Raw genomic sequence first — 20,154 nt, forward strand, 5'->3', positions numbered from 1 at the left:
ATAAGTATATCAATCATCAAGCAGTGTTTGCAGATCATGCAGACCAGACAATCTTAGGAGGTATTTATATGTTTCGATGGGACGAAGTTTTCAGCTGTAAAATTGCAAGGTTTGATGAACAGCACCGCCAGTTATTCTTATTGGCCAACACGCTTCTTGACATCATAAAAAGTGATCAGAATGCCGATCATTACGATGAGATTGTTGCAGCTCTGAATGCGTTAAAGGATTACACAGTTCACCACTTTCATGCTGAAGAATCACTCATGGAACAATACGGCTATCCGAAACTGATGTCACATCGAATGCAACATAAACGATTTCTTGCCAAAGTACAGGAAATGCTTGATCAAGACGTAGACCAAAACCAGGCTGAAGTATCCATGGAGTTGCTTACATTTTTGGCCGACTGGATTCAAAAGCACATAATGGAAGTCGATAGCCAGTATGGCGCATATCTAAATGACAAGGGTATCTACTAAGTTTCATAAATTGCAATGAGAGCTTCTTTAATACGCTTCCGAGATACCACTTATTCAACAGCGAATTTCAGATTTCTGCATCATTTTCCTGCGGCTGTCATCAACGTGACTGCAGTTCGTATATGGAATGGAAAAACAGAAAATGACTGACCGTAAGAACCATCTCCGGTTTCTTTCCCACCAGCCCCTGGTGAAGGTACACTTGAACGCCGCTTTCTGTATCCATTATGACATAATTTGCTTTTTCATTTGGTTCTGACATCATCACCGATGATGTATTGGGAACACCTCAACAACCACTTGCTTTTGGAAGTTGAACGGTCAGCACATTAACCCTGCGCTTCTTAAGGAACTTAATCAGTTTGTCAGTAAGTACTATTTTCACTATTAACCAGTCCTTTCCAAAACCACTCAATCGTTCTAATATACTGAACAGAATGGCATCACTCGATTATATCAGCTATAATAAGTGCATCGGAAGCAACAGTCAAGGAGTGATGGTCATGTCAAGTTACCTCCGATTAAACAGCTTTTCTAAGCAATTGCTGGTTGTCACCCTCACAATTTCATTTTTTTCTTTATTGCTTATCAGTGGCGCCTCTATTTATCGCAGTATTGATCTTAATGAAAGAGCTTTAATTGAACTTGAAAAGTCTCTGTACCAGGAAGTTGATAAGCAAACGAAAGCACAAGTCACAACTGTGATTACCATGCTTGAAGAGATTAACCGCAAAATAATCAGTGGCGAACTGACCAGCCCTGAGGGGCAACAACTGGCCGCAGATTTAATCCGCGAAATGCGCTATGCGGATGCCTCTAACCAATATGATGGCTATTTTTGGGTTGATACCACAGAAGGTGTTAATGTGGTGCTTTATGGAAGTCCCTCCGAAGGCCGCTACCGATTGGATTTTCAAGACCAAAGCGGCCGGTTTATCGTGCGGGATATGATTGAAACTGCAATACATGGCAATGGCTATGAAGAATACTATTTTCCCCGTCTTGGCGGAGAGGAACCTCTCCCCAAGCGAAGTTATGCCGGTTACTTCGAGCCTTTCAACTGGGTCATTGGTACCGGAGCCTATGTTGACGACATCGAATATCTAATTGCCGAAAAAAGAGATCTCTTTCAAAAGGAACTTATGAATGATGTCATGCATTCGGTCTTGTTTCTTACGGCTATTTTGATTTTGGTAACCTTTGTCTCATTAAAGGCCACTCGGCGCATCACGCGCCCTGTGATGCATATTTCCCGGGAATTAGGGAAAGTGGCGTCTGGCGATTATGCCAATGTCAACATCCCAAGCCATTTTCTGGAACGCCATGATGAAATTGGAAAGCTGAGTGATTCTGTTATGCAGATGACTCGCCAGCGAGAACAGGAAGAATATGAACTGAAGCGTCTCAACCTCGAATTATCAGGCAAAAATGATGAGTTGGAGCAGATTATATATGTCGCTTCTCATGACCTTCGGTCACCTTTAGTGAATGTGCAAGGCTTCAGTCAAGAACTGGGTTTTGCCTTTAGTGAACTTCGCGAGCACCTCTCTTCTCCGGCAAACTCTGATGAAGGCCAACATGCTTCACCCCAGCTTGAAACGCTGCTTCATGAAGAAATTCCCGAATGTTTGACCTTTATCAACAGTAGTACCCAGAAAATGGATCTACTCCTCAAAGGGTTGCTGAAGTATTCCCGTACAGGCAGACAAGGTATTCAAATGGCAGAGGTTGATATGGCCGAACTGATTCAGGAACAACTCAGCTCACAAGAGTATATTATTTCCCAACATCAAATCAAGGTCACTACCGGCGAACTGCCCAACGTTTACGGTGATAGAATGCTTGTAGGACAATTATTCTTTAACCTTATTGATAACGCCATTAAATACCGCCACTCAGACAGATCTTCATATGTTCACATCGCTGGCCATCGATCAGAACACGCTGTTGAGTATTTGATTGAAGACAATGGCATCGGATTCTCTTCGCACTATTACCAAAAAGTTTTTGACATTTTCCACCGGTTGCATCCAAACCATGCAGAAGGAGAGGGTCTGGGCCTCTCAATCGTCAAAAAAATTCTTTCCATTCATCAGGGGCAAATCCATGTTTCCTCCACTCCGGGAGAAGGAAGCCAATTTCGTATTATTCTTCCCCTTCCTAAAAATCCAAACATTGATTCTGTTTAAGTGAAAGCCGCCATCACATATATCAATGGCGGCTTATTAACATCTTAACCCTCTCTTCTGGCATGATAACGCAGGTAACAGAGAATTAGGAAGCCAATAATTGTTGAGACACCAAAAAAGAAATAAACAGCTAAAATATTGTATAAATCCAGTAAGATTCCTCCGGTAAACTGGCAAAATATACCACCCATTCCAATTCCAGCCGACGCATACAGAGTCATTGCTGTCGTTTTCAAATGAGGTAACGCATTTTCTGAAACAAACTGTGCACCGCTGACAATATACAGACCCACTGACAAACCCTGAATAACAAAAAATATAAGCATCCATTTTGGCTCAGGCCCGGTGCTATACCAAAACCAGCGAACGGCAGAAATACTAGTGGCCATCATCATCGTGTTAATTAAACCCAAACGAGCAATCATTTTGCCTGATAATTTCATGAAAGGCGCTTCACTGCCGGAGAACAATAAAAATGCCAGTCCTATACCGGCAATTGTGCCTCCTGTAAACTCAAAAAGAAGTCCGTAATAATTATTATTCGCCACCACTGGTCCAAAAATAAAAAAGGTAGCTGCCAGAATCAGACGATATCGCGGTAAAATAATAAGCTGTTTTAATCCCGGAATCAACGGTACATGCATATCTGTTATTTCAGGTTCTTCTTGACGGAATAAAATGGCCGCAACAAGATATGCGAGAAAATAAAAGGGGAAAATGATCCATAATCCCACTACTTCACTAATATTGCTAACCGTGAAGACGGCAATGGCAAATCCAATGGCCCCATATTGCCGGAAGTCACCAAAAGTTAGTCCCAGACGATTTGCCGCAGTTATTCCAAGTGTATCAGAAATGGGAGCATTCGCCCCCTGAAAAAAATGAACCGCAGCATACAAAATCAGAAAAAGTAGATACCCTCTGACAAAGGGCAGTGATAATGCCAGAACACCGGCTGCTATCAGTGAAACCTTCAAAACCAGTACAGTTTTCCTTGTTTTGTCACAAACAATTCCCCAAAACGGCTGTGAGAAAATTAACATTAGAGACCCAGATGACATGATTAAGCCTATTTGTGTTCCGCTAAAGCCAATTCTCTCCAAATAGAGAGCCAATAATGAATACAATGCTCCAATGGCAAAATAAATTGATCCAAATAAGAAACGGTATTGAAGTAGAATTTCCATCACTTCCAGTCGTTAGAATCAGTACCTTGCTTGCAAATCACACGAATCTCAAAAAGGGTGAAATTCTTAAAGCATGAAGTTATTCACCAATGATTTTAACCAATACGCGTTTTTCCCGTTTTCCATCAAACTCACCATAAAATATTTGCTCCCATGGACCAAAGTCCAGTTTACCCTTGGTAATCGCAACAACTACTTCTCTTCCCATTATCGTTCGTTTTAAATGCGCATCTGCATTATCCTCATATCCGTTATGCTGATATTGAGAATATGGTTTTTCGGGAGCCAATTTTTCAAGCCACAAGTCAAAATCTTGATGTAATCCACTTTCGTTATCATTAATAAAAACACTGGAAGTAATATGCATCGCATTGCACAGTAAAAGCCCTTCCTGAATGCCACTCTCCCGGAGACAAGATTCGACTTCTGATGTTATGTTGATAAATTCACGTCTGTTTGAAGTACTGAACCAAAGTTCTTTCCGATATGATACCATCAGTTATTCCCCCTCTTCTTCAACTGTAATGATCACGCTTTCGTTGTGATGTGCCTATGCTCTCATTTTATCCAATCATGCTGGATTGTCAATCAAGGTTGTTGAGCCGGTCACTCAGCCAAGAGGCTGTTTTCCTTGACAATGCAACATTCATCAGTTTATGATGGTTAGTAGATGTTTAAAAAGGAGACGATTTCATGAACCATCATGATGCTATGGATAAATCGAATAAATCAGATGCGCCTCTCTCACAGTCGGAACCAACTACCTCGAAATCCAAGTTTTATCCCCTTCTTGCCGGTGTGTTGATTGCATTGATGATTATTAACAGCATCGCCGTCATCCTGCTACACCGCCAGCAACAGCAGCAAGTTCTCTGGTTTCAACAGTTTATGCTGGATGCCGAAGCAGCAAGTATTCGTCAATATGAAGAACTGGAGATCCTGCAGGAGACTGTTGCCGACTTAAATACTCAATTAACGGGTCAGCGACAACTTTTACAGGAGGCTGACGGTTGGCTTAACGAGTTGGCCACTGAAAATGAACTTCTAAAAAAAAAATTGCAATGAGGCACGGGAGAAATATGGTTTCAGGTAATCGAAATGATGAACGCACTGTCTATCTCACTTTCGATGATGGACCAAGTGCCAATACAGCACGTATTCTGGATCTGCTGAAACAGCATCAGATACCGGCAACTTTTTTTGTGGTTGGCAGCGACAGTGAGTTTGCGCAACGTATGTATCATCGAATCGTTGACGAAGGCCATGCTCTCGGAAATCACACCTATACCCATGATTACCAACAAATCTACAGTTCTGTCGATGGTTTTATGAACGACGTATTGCGTTTGCAAGATCATCTGGAAACCATTACCGGCGTAAGGCCAGAAGTGTTTCGGTTTCCCGCAGGCTCAAATAATCGGTTTTATCAACAGTTTCAATCATCTGATAACCCCTTTTTCATGATAGAAATCATGCAGGCGCTGGAGAATAAAGGATTAGCTTATTTTGACTGGAATGTCAGTTCAACTGATGCGGCAGCCTCAACTCTTGATACAGATATTATTATATCGAATACATTGAATAACCTGGCCGGACATCAAAATGCCATAATTCTCTTTCATGATTCTTCCCCGAAAACGACAACCGTTGAAGCACTCCCACAAATTATTGCCCATCTTAAGTCGCGGGGATATACCTTCAAGAAGTTAACTTCTGATTCATTTTATGTGAAATTTCACCATTTGGGAATGAATGACTCCATTGAGTAAAACAATCTCAACCATTTGAAGCAGTTGTCACGCAGGAGGGATAACATGTCCATACAGGTCATCACCGACAGCACCGCCTATCTGCCCGAAACTCTGGTCAAAAAGTATGCGATTCAGGTGATTCCACTAAGTGTCCATTTTGGAGAAACGGTTTTTCAGGAGGATGTGATCAGTCATCATGATTTCTATCAGCGAATGAAAGCCGACCCGATCTGGCCCACTTCTTCACAACCACCTGTCGAGGGCTTTGTGAAATCTTTTGAAGCTTGTATCCAAAAGGGATGGGCCGTTTTAGGCATTTTTATTTCTTCAGACATGAGTGGAACGTATCAGTCAGCCCTACTTGCCAGCCGAATCGTTAGAGAAAAGTATCCTCAGGCTCAGATTAAATTGATTGACTCAAGAACCAACTGTATGCAGATGGGTTTTGCAGCATTAGAGGCGGCCAGAGGAATTGCCGATGGTCTGAGTCTTGATACAGTGCATCATCAGGCAGCAGGTTTTATTCGAAAAAGTCGTTTCATTTTTGCACCCAAAACCCTTGACCACTTAAAAAAAGGAGGGCGTATTGGTGCTGCTTCTGCCTTCTTAGGCTCTATGCTTCGTATCGTGCCTCTATTAACTGTTGAGAATGGAAAGACAGCTGTGCTTCATAAAGTCCGCACGCAGAAAAAAGCCTTGCAGGCAATGACCCATTTATTGCTGGATGATTTTTCCAAATTTGGAAAAGGGAATGTGGCGGTTCACCATATTAATGATGAAACTGCCGGTACTGAACTGGCTTCAGTTCTTGAAAAAGAAATCAATCAAGAAGTTCCCGTTGTTCCCATTGGCCCAGTGATTGGTCTCCATGTTGGACCAGGCACAGTGGGCATCGCCTACCATACATTAAAAGACCGGCTGTAGAGGCCGGCCTTTTCTTTTCAAGAAAGGTCTGTGCAGATATCTTTCACATTTTATTCTCCAACTCCATAGCGATTAACAAAAACACGATTTTCAGGCAAGTCATCCTCTGAATAAGGCTGCTTGGTTTCTGCAGGGTATCCCATGGCGATAAAACTTGCCACGTGAAGGTGCTGGGGGATTTTTAGCATTTCATGAATAACAGCTTCTGTTGATCGCACTTCATCGCACGATCGGTTACGCACCTGAATCCAACAGGAACCCAGCCCAAGTATCTCTGCTTCCAATTGAATCAATGTGGCGGCAATGGCGGCATCTTCCACCCACACATTGCTTTTAGCCGGGTCTGCCAGAATGACGATGGCAAGTGGCGCTTCTTTGACAAAAGCGGCTCCCATTTCCCTGGATTGGGATAGCTTTTTCAGTAGTTCGGGTTCTGTCACAACGACAAACTCCCAGGGCTGTGACTTCTTTGACGAGGGTGCCAACAGTGCCGCTTTCATGATTTGCTCTATCTTTTCAGGCTCCACTGCTCTTTTTTCATATTTTCGTATACTGCGCCTTTTCATCAGTAAGTCAAGCATGTTTTGTTTTCCCCCTTATTCATCTTCTGTGGAATTTGAATTATGCTCTAATCTTATAGCATCTGTGACAAGACCACAAGAGCGTTCTATGATATTGAAATCATCCCAATAGTCTGTTATTATTCTCTTTTTTGCTGCTGATCATGATTTGTTGCACACATCGAATCAGTTTCTTGATTAATGGAGCTGATTGATGGTATGATTCTATCAGAAACTGCTGTGCCGCCATCATGATATATTCAATATTATTATCAAATTAATATGAAGGAGTGTTACTATGCTCACCACCGTCAGTATAACCGAACATGTCCATTATGTGGGTGTCAACGATCGAGAAACTTATCTTTTTGAAAATCTATGGCCTCTGGACCAAGGAGTTTCGTATAATTCTTACCTTATCAACGACGAACAGACAGCTGTGTTTGACACTGTCAAAAATACTAAAATGAACGATTTTATCGAAAAAATAAGTTCGATTCTGAAAGATCGTCCGCTTGATTATCTGGTGATTAATCACATGGAACCCGATCACTCCGGATCAATCAAAGCATTACAAGACAGATACCCACAGCTGAAACTCGTTGGCAACGCCAAAACTTTTGAAATACTTGAGAACTTTTATGGTCCAATGGAAAACTACCATATTGTGAAAGATGGTGATACTCTTTCTCTCGGCAGCCATGAACTGGTATTTTATATGACACCCATGGTCCATTGGCCTGAAACCATGATGACTTACGAGAAGAAAACTGGGATTCTTTTTTCCATGGATGCTTTTGGAGGTTTCGGTTCATTGGATGGCGGTGTTTTTGACGATGAAGTGAATCTGGAATTTTATATGGATGAGATCCGCCGCTATTATTCCAACATCGTTGGCAAGTATGGTGCCATGGTTCAAAAGGCACTGACCAAACTTAAAAATGCCGGTATTCCCATTAACATCATTGCCCCCACCCATGGTCCTGTCTGGCGTACCGCCCCCGGTTGCATCATTGATTACTATGATCGCTGGTCAAAGGCCGAAACCGAAGAAGGGGTTGTTATTGTTTATGGTTCCATGTATGGCAATACGCAAAAAATGGCCGATCTAATTGCCCGTCGCCTTGCAGACAAGGGAATTAAAAATATTCGCATATATGACGCCTCCAAAACGCACGTCTCATACCTAATCAGTGATATCTGGCGGTTTAAAGGTGTTATTTTCGGAAGCTGCGCCTATAATACAGGTCTCTTCCCCTCAATGGAAAGCCTGGTGAGCAAACTTGAAAATTATCAGTTGAAAGATCGCTACCTGGGTATTTTTGGTACTGCATCCTGGAGTGGTGGCGGAGTCTCCAATCTGAATAAGTTTGCTGAGAAGATCAAATGGCAGCAAGTCGGAGAATCTGTGGAAGCAAAATCCTCACCTAAAGAACCGGATTTTGAAAAGTGCATCGCCATGGCTGATGAAATGGCAGACTTGTTGATCCAGGAACGTCAGCCCGGTGTCAACCCCTTTTGCAGCATCATTTATTAAGGATGCCAATTACCTGAATGACTTGTAATCACGAATTTCGCAGCCCTCCTGTAACCCAGGAGGTTTTTTTTTATTTTTTATTCGCTGAAATCCTTTAAATCAGGAGCTTTCACAAAAATACTCTCTTTCGCAAAAATAATGATTGCACTTCTCTTTTTTACCGATTATAATTGATCTGCTATCATCATATTTTAAGGGGGTACACCCATGAGTTTTGCTTCTGCCATCCATTATGTGGAGACCTCACATGCCTTTGGAACACGGCTACATTTACACACCATTCATCATCTGCTTCATCTTTTGGGAAACCCCCACAAGCAACTGCACATTTTACATGTGGCAGGCACCAACGGGAAAGGTTCAACCTCTTCTTTTTTGGCCAATATGCTGACTGCTGAAGGATATCGTACCGGTCTCTTCACATCTCCCCACATGCACTGCTATACCGAGCGAATCCGAATTAATGGGGTCAATATTCCAGAAGAGGAACTGGCACGTATTATACTGCAAATTGAGTCTCTCATAACCCCCATGGTTCAAAACGGCAAATGTCAGCATCCCGCCATGTTTGATCTGATGACACTTGCGGCCTTTGTCTATTTCGGAAATGCAGGCCTCGATTACGTTGTTTTAGAGGTGGGGCTGGGCGGACTTGAGGACGCCACAAATGTGATAGAATCTCCCCTGGCTGCCGTCATTACCCCCATCGACATCGATCATGTTGATCTTTTAGGCAACAGCCTTTCAGGTATTGCTGCACATAAAGCGGGCATTATCAAGCATGGCCGGCCAGTTATCTATCATCACCAGTTGCCCGAAGCAGAAACAACCATACGTTCAGTTGCCGCTTCTTTGAGCGCCCCCCTGTTCTGCCTGGAATCGAGTCATATTCTTCCGATAAACTCTGATTTACTTGAACAGCACTTTCATTTAAATCATCCCCAGTATGGTTTACAAGACCTGCATATTAGAATGCTGGGCGACCATCAAATGAGTAATGCCGCACTGGCAGCCCTGACCCTTCTGGTGCTTCGTGACCACGGAAATCTTACCATCAGCAATGAAGCCATCTTACGGGGTCTTTTGAACACGCACTGGTCTGGCCGCCTTGAAGTATTGCATCAATCACCACTGGTGATCATTGATGGTGCCCACAACCTTCAAGGAGCTGAAATCCTGCAGCACTTCCTCAACACACATCTGTCTGACCGAAAAATTAACTTCCTGGTTGGTATGCTCAACAACAAGGACATTCAAGGCGTTCTAAACACTTTGCTTCCCTTGGGCCACAAACTTTTCTTCACCCGAGCTGCGAACTCAAAAGCAGTCGATCCATTGCTCCTGGCTGAAAATGTTCAGTTTTTCGGCAAAGAAGTCTATGTAGTGGACTCACTTCCCGAAGCTGTGGAAGCTGCCTATCTTGAGACCTCTATGGATGAAGTGCTTGTGATTACCGGTTCGCTATACCTTGTAGGTGATGCCAAAGCCGCTTTGCTCCAATTCCTGGATCGGCAAAAGGAAGCCAGCTAATCATCCTAAGAAATGCAGAAAATCCGGACAATCGTCTTCCAACAGAAGCGTTGTTCGGATTTTTTGTATGATTTTCATTACGCTAATTCTTTGATGAGTTCCGGTCGATCTCGGTGATTCGCCAGTAGCTGTCGCGCCATTCTATCATTTGCCATCCAATTCTTAATCTCACTCTTTCTCAGAATCAGTGGCATGCGGTCATGAACGCCTTTCATGGATACGTTGGCTTTAGTAGTAAGGATCACAAATCGGCTCTCATCTCCGTATTCCCTGTAAAGACCTGCCATGTAAAGTACTGGTTCTTCAGGTAAACGGAAAAGGTATTTTTGTTTTTCGGGTTTTTTCCATTCATAAAAACCGGTGCCGGGAACCACACACCGGTACTGCTTCACACTCCCTGAAAACATGGTTTTCACCGCTGCTGTCTCTGACCTGGCATTGATAATAACGCCACTTCCTTTAAAATGAGGAAATCCCCAAGTCATTGGCCAGGGTCGAATACTGCGATCTCGAACCATTATCACCGGCACCATATCAGTGGGAAAAATTTCGCCTGTTTTGGTCTTTTTCAGCTGCCCATCTTCCAAGTGGCTGATGATCCAGTCGATCTCTTTCAACTCCTGGTCTGTCATCAACCGAAAGCGTCCGCACATGGTAACGCCCCCTAACATTTCTGTACTGTTTTGAATACTCTTTTAGTATATGTGTTTTTCAGCCTTGTATCCACTGGTGATTTAGAAAGATTCAACCAGTTCAGAATATAACTCCTGCGAAAGCACACTATATCTTCCTTCTTGACCCATTTGTAATACCGCTGTTCCATCCTCCAGTAAATAAGCGTAAAAATCATGACTTTCGTTTTCGTTCGAGAATTTTTGGCGAATCAGATAGCATTCTTCCAGAGTAGCAACATCAACACCCTCCCATGCAGCAGACTTCACTATAAAATCCATGAAAATTGCATGCGCAAGCTGTTCATTTTCGAGAGAATAAGTAATCGTTTCCTCCCCATTTTTTACAATCTTCGCGATACTGTATTGAACATAAGCATCGTCTGTCCCAAAAAGATCGATTAGTTCCTGCAGTTTTTCGGGACTCTCTGCATAAAGCCGCACGTCGTAATCAACCATTTCATCTGCCCATTTCCTGTCATAATGGTGCTTCATACCTTCGCCTGAAACAGATTCCACCGTGACGTAAAAGTCTTCTAAATTGTCAATCAGTGCAAAGAGCAGCCCCGCGTTTAAATCAAACTCACGAGCCTTGTAGGTGACAGCTTCATCTCTATCAAGAATCCATTCCAGGCCGCGTTCATTTCCAGTAGTGTGCAGCACAAAGTGATTATGTCGCAATCCTTCCGGGAGACGCAGCAGGCCAAGCAATTTGCTCACAGCTGAGTTGTCTCCCACATATAGAGTGCGTGCTTTCCATAACGCTTCGGCAGAGCCGATCTCCGAAGCTTGCGTGACACTTTCCAAGTGTTGTTCAAAAAAGAGCTTCACTTCATTGGGTTTTATAACTGGATAGGAAAAGCTGGGTTTTATGCCGTTATCTACCCACACCGCAGTATAATTGGCATTGAAATTAAAGCTAATATCCACTACTGTGCCCTCTTGCAAGAAACCTTCACATGTAAAATGGACTTGATTGCTTTTGTCACGATTAACCTCTCTGCTCACGCTTATTTCCTTCCTGCCGACACGAAGCTCCCTTAAAAAAGGTATGATTTCTTCTGCCTTTACCGCAGAAAAACTCATGTCTTCATTGCCATCAGTTAAGGTACCGAAAGCAACTTGATTGAGGGGTTCTAACGAGATTCCATCATTACCTCCGACAGCGTCGGCGAGCGCGATACTGCGAACACCACCAAAGGTACCGGCAACTGCAGCCGTACCAACGATAAGAACAATAACAAGCGATACCATAAGCGTTTTAGGCTGTTTTGCAATGCGCTTGATGCGTTCTGTCATTTCTCTTTTGCCGCCAGTCATCATCGTAGCACAGCAAAAGAGATCGGAAGGCTTTGATGGTGCAGTCATCATATCGATCAGCGTTCTCCCATATTCAATACGTCTACTATCACCGATTCTGCGGAGTGTTCCCTGGTCACAGGCAAGTTCGCTGTCTCTGCGGGATAATACAGCGGCCACCCACACCAATGGATTAAACCAGTAAATGCACAGGCACAAAACACGCACGAATGACCAAATATGGTCTCTCTGGCGATAATGCGTCAGTTCGTGAGCAATCACATAAGTTGCTTTATGTTCATCCAACAAACTTTCAGGCGTGAGATAAACAGCAGGCTTCAAAAATCCAAACAGGCAGGGAGAAGGCAATCCTTCGGCCGTATAAACAGCCAATGGAATATCTTTCATCTGAATCTGTTTTCTGCTTTGTCTGAGTTTCAGGCTTAGTCGCTTATTTGAAACCACAAAAAACAAACTGCAGAGAAAAACGCCACCAAGCCATACAACTTGTACAATCACTTTTAACCCGACCGCTTCTGTTTTGATATCAGCAGCCGGATCAATGTTTTGGATTATTTGTAAATCGTTCGGCATTGTTGTTCCGGGGTTTGCTGGTGTGCTGGGTTGCGTGCTTGTCAATTGATATCCCTGAGTATTTGGTACCGCATTCATAATACTGACAGGACTTTCAAACAAAGAGAACGGCAGTAACAACCTGATGGCAACAAGCGCCCATAATACATACTGCAGCTGTGAAGAAATTTTATTCCGCAACAGATATCGCAATGCCATCAAAATGAGGATTAAAGCCGAAGATGTGATGATAGTTTCAATCATTTCGGCACCTCCGCTTCCTCCAAAATGGCATGCAACTCATCAATTTCTTTTTTTGTAAGTTGTTTTTTGCGCACCAATGTGCTCATCATCAAGCTGGCCGAACCTTCAAATGCACGATCGAGCAAAGAGCGTGTTTCCGCCATGGCAACATCATCCCGTGCTACATTAGGATAATAGTGTTTTGCGCGACCCACCACTTCATAGCGAAGAACACCTTTTTCAGTCATGCGTTCCAGCATCGTTTGTACTGTGCTGCGGCTCCAGCCCGGATTTTCCTTCAATTCATGGCAAAGCTGCACATAAGTGCGGGGGGCAATTTCCCAGAGTTTCTCCATGATATACCACTCACTTCTTCCAAGCGTACTATTGTTGTTTGCCATCACAATCCTCCTTTGAACGACAAGTGTCAACCACGATCTCATCATAGCATCATGCACGACAAGTGTCAAGTAACGCTGACAAAGTGAGAAATCTGATTGCCTCGTTCTATCAAGACCTTCAAAGCTTTATAATACAAGGGTTCCCCTTATTTATCACTGGTTATCCATAAACAAACGATTAAGGATTATATCTTTTATCTGACCATCATCAAAATTTACCTTCCCGGACAAATGCACCACCTTATTTCCCTGTTGGAGGATGAGTTCATCTCGATCTTCTGTTAATGCCAGATGATCCATCCGCCAGGATGACTTCATTGCCTCATCTGAGAGAATGGTTTTTGTCAAATAATAGTTGCCTCTAAATTTGACACCCCTCGTCAATTCTTCTGTTATGCCATCAAAAATCATCTGAGCAAACAATGGATGTATGGTGTTGTAATAGCGGACACGTACTCCCTGCCTCTCTTTTTCAAAGTCCCAGACCTCCAGGTAATCATAGTGCAATGGTGTGAGAGGACTCATACCGCGGTTAAACTCTCTGATTGCCAGACTCCCCTGCTGTGATGTTTCGATCAATTCCATCATGGTAACTAACGGATAGCCCTCTGGAACAGGGTCAATTCGATTGCTATCATCAAAGGGTCGATTGCTCAGCAGCGAGCTGACAATGGCCATTGAAAAGAAAGCAGCCAAGACCACCAAGGTGATATAGGCAATACCACTATTCTTATCGGTTGATTTGTTCTTAATGACGTATCGAAGGCCCAGTCCAATGATCGTCCCCAAAACTGGCCCTATGATGGGGATCACACTGCTGGGCTTAAAATATGCATCTACCAAAAATGCCACCATGATTAGAGATACTATCGTCATTGCAATGCCATTAAATGCCATAATACGCTTTTGGGCATTTTTCAGGGTGGGCTTATCCAAAGGCAAACCTCTTTTGATATTTTTTCTGGCCTTGAATACCCTTGTCACGCTATAGACAGTGGAAGTCAGTACAGCCCCAAAAAGGATGGGGAATAATACTGTTACCGCAACACCTGCAAAGCTCAATAAATGATGATGTCTGACGGGAAAATGCATCGCCAATGCCACTATGCCAACAATCAAAATCAGTGAGGTATTTAGTATCTCACCTTTAAAAAGTGTGGTCTCTACAATTTTCTGCTCCAGCACTTCATCAGTTTGAATCGGAACAGAATCATCATCTTCAGAATAGAAATATTGCAGGTAGTCCTGTGAAGTGATGAAAGTCCATCCCGATGCTTGACACAAGCTTCTGTACTCTTCTGATTCTTTTGTGTTTGCCGGCGTCAGCGGGTCTTCATCTTTAAACACATCAACATAAAATTTTAATCTCCGAGGCTCTATCGCCCTGAACTTGGCCATCACTCGCCCAACCCGTTCCAACATCCATCCTTTCGCAGCCATTTCTTCCAGATAGATGCCTATGGCTTTATAGTCCAAGGAAAAGAATCCCCAAAAAACTCTCTTCGTTTTATGTTTCACCAGATCACCGCCCCCTCTCTAGATGATGCCTGCCGTCTGAAACCAATTGCACCAATCTATGGTATTCATCCTTCAAAATATCTAATCCCTTATCTGTTATTGTATATACCTTTCTTCTATTCTCCTCAGAAACCTGTGCAATTATCTTCTCTTCTTCAAATCTGGATAGAAGATTATATAGCGTCCCAGCTCCAATTTTGACCCTTCCATCAGTTCGCCTATCTACTTCCTGCATAATGCTATAGCCGTGCTGAGGCTCTATCAAAGTCAGAAGTATATAGTACATCGGCTCTGTCAAGGTTTTAAACTGTTCCCTTGCCATCAAATCACCTCCGTCGCATTTATATCGATGATAGATATATCTACTATCAATATACTTTACTTTTTCTTCTTTTGTCAATAATTTATTAATCGCGATGATCCAAAATGAGCTACACTGTGGTGGCACTGACATTGATTTAATCTAAAAATCAGTTGCCATAAATCCGAGAGATGATCTTAAAATAAACCAAGGAACCTGAATACCGGGCTCCTTTTTTTGATGACAAAATGTTCATGATTCATTACTGTTTCTGATATATCCAACTATCATTACAAAATGTCGTGTAACATTTGCAAAAATTATTATAAGTTGCTACCTTTCATAATATCTTACAAAACAGTTCTCATCACCTGCTCATGTTTAATCATATGGGTTGTCATGAACTGGATCATTCGCGGCCAGTCATCTTCGTTAAAAGCATCGATGTCTCTGAGAAAATAAGCGATACGACTGCCTTTTCCCTTGTCGAGTCGCTGCCACTGTCATCCAGCTTGTTTTCAATGATCATCAAGCTTCCCTGTTCATCGAAAACCAGAAGGTCACACCGTTCCTTCGTATCATCAAAACCGCTGAACTCCTTTTGAATGATCAACAGCCTTTCATCCAAAATATCAGTGTTTTTACTAATCCATTCCTGAAGATATTTCTTTCCTGGTAGCCCAATTCTTGAAAAGTTCTTTTGTTGATGGAAATGGCTTTGATAAGTTGCTTTCCTCTCTATTATAGATTAGGTTTGGAAACAGCTTAACCACTGAAGTGTCAGCTGTATCGCCACGTCTCAAAAAAGGCCTGAAGTGTACAAAACGATGCACACTGCAGGCCTTTTCTTTTTGTTTTTTCCTTCAGTCAGCTACTAATACAATTGATATGATAAGGAAATCATCATCATGCTGATATTTTGGTTGGCATCATGTCTAATCAGCATGATCAGGCCATTAATTAACCTGCGAGAAATAACCGTGACTACTGGGCGTTCTCTGCCTGACGTTTGGGCGCTTCTTTTTCGTTGGTTTGAATGAATAGAATGATATGCGGGAGCAGTAAATGAACTGCCAGTGTCACCAATGGTAGAAGCAACATGTATGGCTTGCCTTGTTCTGGTACAAACACAACATTTGACAGAATCACATTGGATAGAAAATTAACCGTTTGGTAGAATAAGCCCGGTGTGGAAACCGGATTTCGAAAGACCAACATACCGACAAAGCCATTAATCAGTGCAAAGATCATGCTGCCATGCACAATGTCTTTCTTCCTGAACTTTTTTAGCATCACCCACACAAAGATGATATGTGCGGCAAGTAAGATGGCTGTATCAATCAGGTTGGAGAAAAACCAGGAACTACTTGTTATGCTCAACAAGCTGCCAGTAAAACCCACCATCAGCTGAGACAGAATTGTGAACAAAGGTGTGAACCATGAAAATACCAGCAGAATAACTGCGACAAGGATGTTGTTTTTACTATACATGAGTGTCTTCCTCCAATTGTCCAGTATTGTGTGGTAAAAATGCCCTTAAACGTCACAAAGGTATCACATTTAAGAAAAGCCGTCAAACGAAAGAACTGATTATGTACCTGCGCAACCAAGGCGAATAACTGGCAAATTGATTGATTCTTTTCTGCGTCACCAGGCTTTCGCGGCATAAATCGTTCGTGTTTATGCTGCTTCACATAGATTGGTAACACCGCCGAGGAAGTTACACACTATTTTGGAATTGACTCGAACGAGTGAATGATTGAACACAAATTAAACAAAACCCCAAATGCGGGGCTTTACTCGTGGAATGAACTCAATTTGCAACTATTTCAAATAAAGGGTTAGCAGAATGGATTTGCAAAAAATCGAGTAGGGGGTAGCTGATTAATTCAGCTACCGACCTCTCACACCACCGTGCGTACCGTTCGGTACACGGCGGTTCACGAAGCATCAATTTTAACGGATAGATAATAACTAGGGTCTGTTGAAAAAACCCCATATTTACACTGCTATATAACGCCCTGTCAACCAAGACGGTCTGTATAGAAGTTTTTTCAGCCAAAAACAAGGGCGTTTTGTAAATAGGGTCAAAAGAACCCGGAGCTTCTTCTCCAAGTTCATGGTATAGAAGCCCATTTCGATCATTGTTTCGGATGTTTCCTTAAGTTTCGTCATGATTCTATCCAAACCGTAACAGCGTTTTCCGACTTCAAAGGCTCCTTCGACAGCATTGCGAATGGATTCGTCAAGTCTTTCCTGTGCCCGTTGGGCTTTTGCCAGTGTTTTGTTTTTTCGGCCAAGGGCAGGTCCGCTGATCCGAATGCCTTTTTCTTTGCAGTAGGCGATGTTTTTCCGGTTGCGGTAGATTTTATCTGCGATGACGGCTTCTGGATAACAGCCGTAGCGCTGGAGGTATCGCTCCACTGCCAGGATCAGGTCGGTGCTTTCATTAAAGTTGTCCCAACTGATTCGCTCGGTGTAGGCGTAGCCGTCTACCAGGCTGATGGAGACTTTGGCGCCAAATTCAGTGGGTTGGTTGACTTTCCCTCTGACGATGGGGCGAACATGAGGTTGATGAAGGCTGACGATCCGATCGTCGATGCTGTGAGTGCCTTGTTCATACATGGTTTGCTGCTGCTCATACAGTGTTCGTAGGTTTCCAGCATTTCTTTTTGTTTGCCGGTGAGGGGCTGGTTTCTTTCGTCTAGCAGTAGTGTGTCGATGGCTGTCAGGTTCCGCTTCACGTAACCCAGTTGCTGCCTTATCCCTCGACGGATTTTCATTTTACCGGGTCGTCTTGATTTGGCGATGTTCAGATAGTTCTTTCTGGCTTTGTTGCGGTAGGTGCGGGGCTTGTCCTGAACTTTCTTCAAGGGTTTGTGGAGCCAGTCGATGAACTTTTCCAATTTCTCCCGGGCTTCGTTTAGCAGGCTCAGGTCGGTTGGGTACTTGATGTTAGCGGGTGTGCAAGTGGCGTCCAGGATCAGGTTGCCTTTATTGGCAGGAGGTTCTTCTGTATGTTCATCCAGTGTTGTGCTTGTCCCTGTTGGTGGGTCATCCTGGTCATCATCAGTTCGGGTGTGTGTGCCAGGGTGGAGGGTTTCTTCATTGATGCGCCTGATCATGTCGGCGGGGATGCGCTTGCGGAAGTGGTGCATCATGGAGGTATCAAAGGGTGGTTCTGTCTGAAACTCATTTAGTCCAATGAAGTACTGCAAATACAGGTTCTCTATGATCAGTTGCCTGGTTTCCTCATCGGAAGTGCCCATTCTTGTTTGGATCACCAAGGAACCAAAGGCCATGCGAGCGGGTATCGCTGGGGCCCCGTCGGGCTTGAAATTTTTGGCGTATTCCTGTTCGACATAATCCCAGGGTATCTGGTCTGCCAGTTTTACCCATCGATTGTTAGGATTAAGGCCTCTGCCCAGCGGCGATAAAAAAGCATAAACGCTATGTTGTTCATCGGGTTTTCGATACATTTTCACCTCCCAAGTGCACGGTTTTTGGGTTGGATTAGTTAAAACCTATGCACTTATTATATCACAAAAGAGGCTTTGAGTCAGTAATATCAACGGGTTTAATGTTATTCAGCAGACCCTATTTTATTACATCTACGTCTTCACGCTATTTCGACAATGGCTTTTATGTTGACATCAAACATATGTTCCGTGTATGATGAAGGTGGAGGCGAAACAAATGTACTGTGTTTTTCATGTGGATGTTAACAGTGCTTATTTATCTTGGGAAGCAGTGTATCGATTGCAACAGGGAGATTCTGTTGATCTGCGCACTATTTCCTCAGTGGTGGGCGGCAACGAAGCCGACCGCCATGGAATTGTATTGGCCAAATCCATTCCCGCCAAAAAATACGGGATTCATACAGGGGAAACGCTTCATAGCGCCCGACAAAAGTGTCCAGGCCTGATGGTGGTGCCTCCCCGCTATGGATTATACATGCAGTGCAGTGAAGCCATGGTGGCCATCATGAGCCAGTATGCTCCCCTGATTCAAAGGTATTCTATCGACGAAGCTTTTTTGCATTACCAGTTTCCTCCAGGTATGACACCGGGACCTGAGGCAGAAGCCGCCGCCGTGAAAACCGCCACTCGACTGAAAGCCCAAATTAGGCAGGAATTGGGCTTTACGGTGAATGTGGGTATTGGACCCAATAAGCTACTGGCTAAAATGGCTTCAGAGCTGCGAAAACCTGACCAGGTGCATACCCTTTTTCTTCATGAAATGCCCGAAAAAATGTGGCCTCTTCCAGTTCAGGAATTGTTTTTTGTGGGCCGGGCCACCGCTCGAAAACTGCGGGGATACAACATTTTCACCATTGGCCAGCTGGCAGCAACTGATCCCAAGCTGATTCATTGCTGGTTGAAAAAACCAGGACTGCTTATCTGGCAATATGCCAATGGACTGGATCATTCCCGGGTGACAGATGAACCCGTACCCGTCAAAAGCATCGGCAATTCCAGCACCCTGGCTTTTGATGTGACTGACAGAGCCACAGCCCACCAGATTCTCCTGTCTCTTTGCGAAACCACCGCCATGCGTCTTCGAAAAATCCGCCGCTGTGCACAGGTAGTCTCGGTGACCCTTCGTTCCGATAAGCTCATTACCTGCCATCACCAACGCCGTCTGGAGGTACCCACCGATGTCACATCTCTCATTTGGCAGGAAGCCTGCCGTCTTTTTGATGATATTTGGCAAAAGGAGCCTCTTCGGCACATGGGAATGCACCTGTCAGATCTTTGCAGCAACGATTATTACCAGTTGTCCCTCTTCCATCAGCATCTGGAAAAACATCATCAGCTGGACAAGACCATTGATGCGCTCCGCTCCCGCTTTGGCACCCGGGCTGTTTTTCGGGGCTGCTTCTCTCACTCTCCCATTCAGCCTCTCATGGGTGGAGTGCTGCAAGACCAAGAGGTGGAATACCCCATGATGGCCAGCTATTTGTAGTAACTGGTTATATGTGGCTGCTC

The 20,154-nt window shown here is 43.6% G+C and carries 19 protein-coding genes and 1 pseudogene; 8 read left to right on the forward strand and 12 right to left on the reverse strand.

Annotation, left to right across the window (positions count from 1 at the left end):
• The first annotated feature begins 68 nt into the window (after positions 1–68).
• Positions 69–482 (forward strand): bacteriohemerythrin, encoded by a 414-nt coding sequence (locus QOL74_RS00215; protein WP_283407412.1) that lies wholly within the window; start codon positions 69–71, stop codon positions 480–482.
• Between the two features lie 503 nt (positions 483–985).
• Entirely contained in the window at positions 986–2,671 is a 1,686-nt protein-coding gene (locus QOL74_RS00220) for a sensor histidine kinase (RefSeq protein WP_283407413.1), read from the forward strand.
• Between the two features lie 44 nt (positions 2,672–2,715).
• Here the strand turns inward: QOL74_RS00220 and QOL74_RS00225 are convergent, their stop codons facing one another.
• Both QOL74_RS00225 and QOL74_RS00230 read right to left on the reverse strand, forming a co-directional pair.
• Positions 2,716–3,858: an MFS transporter gene (locus tag QOL74_RS00225; RefSeq protein ID WP_283407414.1), complete on the reverse strand. Its 1,143-nt coding sequence runs from the start codon at positions 3,856–3,858 to the stop codon at positions 2,716–2,718.
• Between the two features lie 79 nt (positions 3,859–3,937).
• Positions 3,938–4,354, reverse strand: coding sequence for a secondary thiamine-phosphate synthase enzyme YjbQ (locus QOL74_RS00230; protein WP_283407415.1), 417 nt, complete (start codon positions 4,352–4,354; stop codon positions 3,938–3,940).
• Between the two features lie 197 nt (positions 4,355–4,551).
• On the opposite strand from QOL74_RS00230, the gene QOL74_RS00235 reads away from it, so the two are divergent.
• From QOL74_RS00235 to QOL74_RS00245, 3 genes are read left to right on the forward strand one after another with little or no spacing between them, the layout of a single operon-like run.
• Positions 4,552–4,923 carry a hypothetical protein gene (locus tag QOL74_RS00235; protein ID WP_283407416.1) on the forward strand — a complete coding sequence of 124 codons (372 nt, stop codon included), beginning with the start codon at positions 4,552–4,554 and terminating at the stop codon, positions 4,921–4,923.
• A 14-nt stretch (positions 4,924–4,937) separates the two neighbouring features.
• Positions 4,938–5,627 (forward strand): polysaccharide deacetylase family protein, encoded by a 690-nt coding sequence (locus QOL74_RS00240; RefSeq protein WP_283407417.1) that lies wholly within the window; start codon positions 4,938–4,940, stop codon positions 5,625–5,627.
• Positions 5,628–5,672: 45 nt separating this feature from the next.
• On the forward strand, positions 5,673–6,533 hold the full coding sequence (locus QOL74_RS00245) for a DegV family protein (protein WP_283407418.1): 861 nt from the start codon (positions 5,673–5,675) through the stop codon (positions 6,531–6,533).
• Positions 6,534–6,583: 50 nt separating this feature from the next.
• On the opposite strand, the gene QOL74_RS00250 is transcribed toward QOL74_RS00245, so the two are convergent.
• The gene (locus QOL74_RS00250; protein ID WP_283407419.1) at positions 6,584–7,114 is read right to left on the reverse strand and encodes a nitroreductase family protein; all 531 of its coding nucleotides are present in this window, start codon (positions 7,112–7,114) and stop codon (positions 6,584–6,586) included.
• 277 nt (positions 7,115–7,391) lie between these two features.
• Between QOL74_RS00250 and QOL74_RS00255 the strand changes: the two genes are divergently transcribed.
• Both QOL74_RS00255 and QOL74_RS00260 read left to right on the forward strand, forming a co-directional pair.
• Positions 7,392–8,630, forward strand: a complete 1,239-nt coding sequence (locus QOL74_RS00255; RefSeq protein ID WP_283407420.1) for an FprA family A-type flavoprotein — start codon at positions 7,392–7,394, stop codon at positions 8,628–8,630.
• Between the two features lie 207 nt (positions 8,631–8,837).
• Positions 8,838–10,160 (forward strand): bifunctional folylpolyglutamate synthase/dihydrofolate synthase, encoded by a 1,323-nt coding sequence (locus tag QOL74_RS00260; protein ID WP_283407421.1) that lies wholly within the window; start codon positions 8,838–8,840, stop codon positions 10,158–10,160.
• A 77-nt stretch (positions 10,161–10,237) separates the two neighbouring features.
• Here QOL74_RS00260 and QOL74_RS00265 read toward each other — a convergent pair whose 3' ends face one another.
• From QOL74_RS00265 to QOL74_RS00300, 9 genes and pseudogenes are all read right to left on the reverse strand, one after another.
• A complete protein-coding gene (locus tag QOL74_RS00265) occupies positions 10,238–10,813 on the reverse strand; it encodes an SOS response-associated peptidase (protein ID WP_283407422.1) in 576 nt (191 codons plus the stop codon).
• Between the two features lie 81 nt (positions 10,814–10,894).
• Positions 10,895–12,967, reverse strand: coding sequence for a M56 family metallopeptidase (locus QOL74_RS00270; RefSeq protein WP_283407423.1), 2,073 nt, complete (start codon positions 12,965–12,967; stop codon positions 10,895–10,897).
• On the reverse strand, positions 12,964–13,347 hold the full coding sequence (locus QOL74_RS00275) for a BlaI/MecI/CopY family transcriptional regulator (protein WP_283407424.1): 384 nt from the start codon (positions 13,345–13,347) through the stop codon (positions 12,964–12,966). The genes QOL74_RS00270 and QOL74_RS00275 overlap by 4 nt, the downstream gene beginning before the upstream one ends.
• A 153-nt stretch (positions 13,348–13,500) precedes the next feature.
• A complete protein-coding gene (locus QOL74_RS00280; RefSeq protein ID WP_283407425.1) occupies positions 13,501–14,865 on the reverse strand; it encodes a DUF2812 domain-containing protein in 1,365 nt (454 codons plus the stop codon).
• Positions 14,866–14,869: 4 nt separating this feature from the next.
• Positions 14,870–15,187, reverse strand: coding sequence for a PadR family transcriptional regulator (locus QOL74_RS00285; RefSeq protein ID WP_283407426.1), 318 nt, complete (start codon positions 15,185–15,187; stop codon positions 14,870–14,872).
• A gap of 329 nt (positions 15,188–15,516) precedes the next feature.
• Entirely contained in the window at positions 15,517–15,612 is a 96-nt protein-coding gene (locus tag QOL74_RS18435; protein ID WP_430383846.1) for a hypothetical protein, read from the reverse strand.
• A complete protein-coding gene (locus tag QOL74_RS00290; RefSeq protein ID WP_283407427.1) occupies positions 15,576–15,779 on the reverse strand; it encodes a hypothetical protein in 204 nt (67 codons plus the stop codon). Before QOL74_RS00290 ends, QOL74_RS18435 begins: the two co-directional genes overlap by 37 nt.
• Positions 15,780–16,150: 371 nt before the next feature.
• Entirely contained in the window at positions 16,151–16,657 is a 507-nt protein-coding gene (locus QOL74_RS00295) for a hypothetical protein (protein WP_283407428.1), read from the reverse strand.
• A 510-nt stretch (positions 16,658–17,167) separates the two neighbouring features.
• Positions 17,168–18,645: pseudogene (locus QOL74_RS00300) on the reverse strand (IS5 family transposase).
• Between the two features lie 217 nt (positions 18,646–18,862).
• Between QOL74_RS00300 and QOL74_RS00305 the strand changes: the two are divergent.
• Positions 18,863–20,131: a DNA polymerase Y family protein gene (locus tag QOL74_RS00305; protein WP_283407429.1), complete on the forward strand. Its 1,269-nt coding sequence runs from the start codon at positions 18,863–18,865 to the stop codon at positions 20,129–20,131.
• The last annotated feature ends 23 nt before the right edge of the window (positions 20,132–20,154 follow it).

Source organism: Anoxynatronum buryatiense (assembly GCF_900182905.1).
GTDB lineage: Bacteria > Bacillota > Clostridia > Peptostreptococcales > Tindalliaceae > Anoxynatronum > Anoxynatronum buryatiense.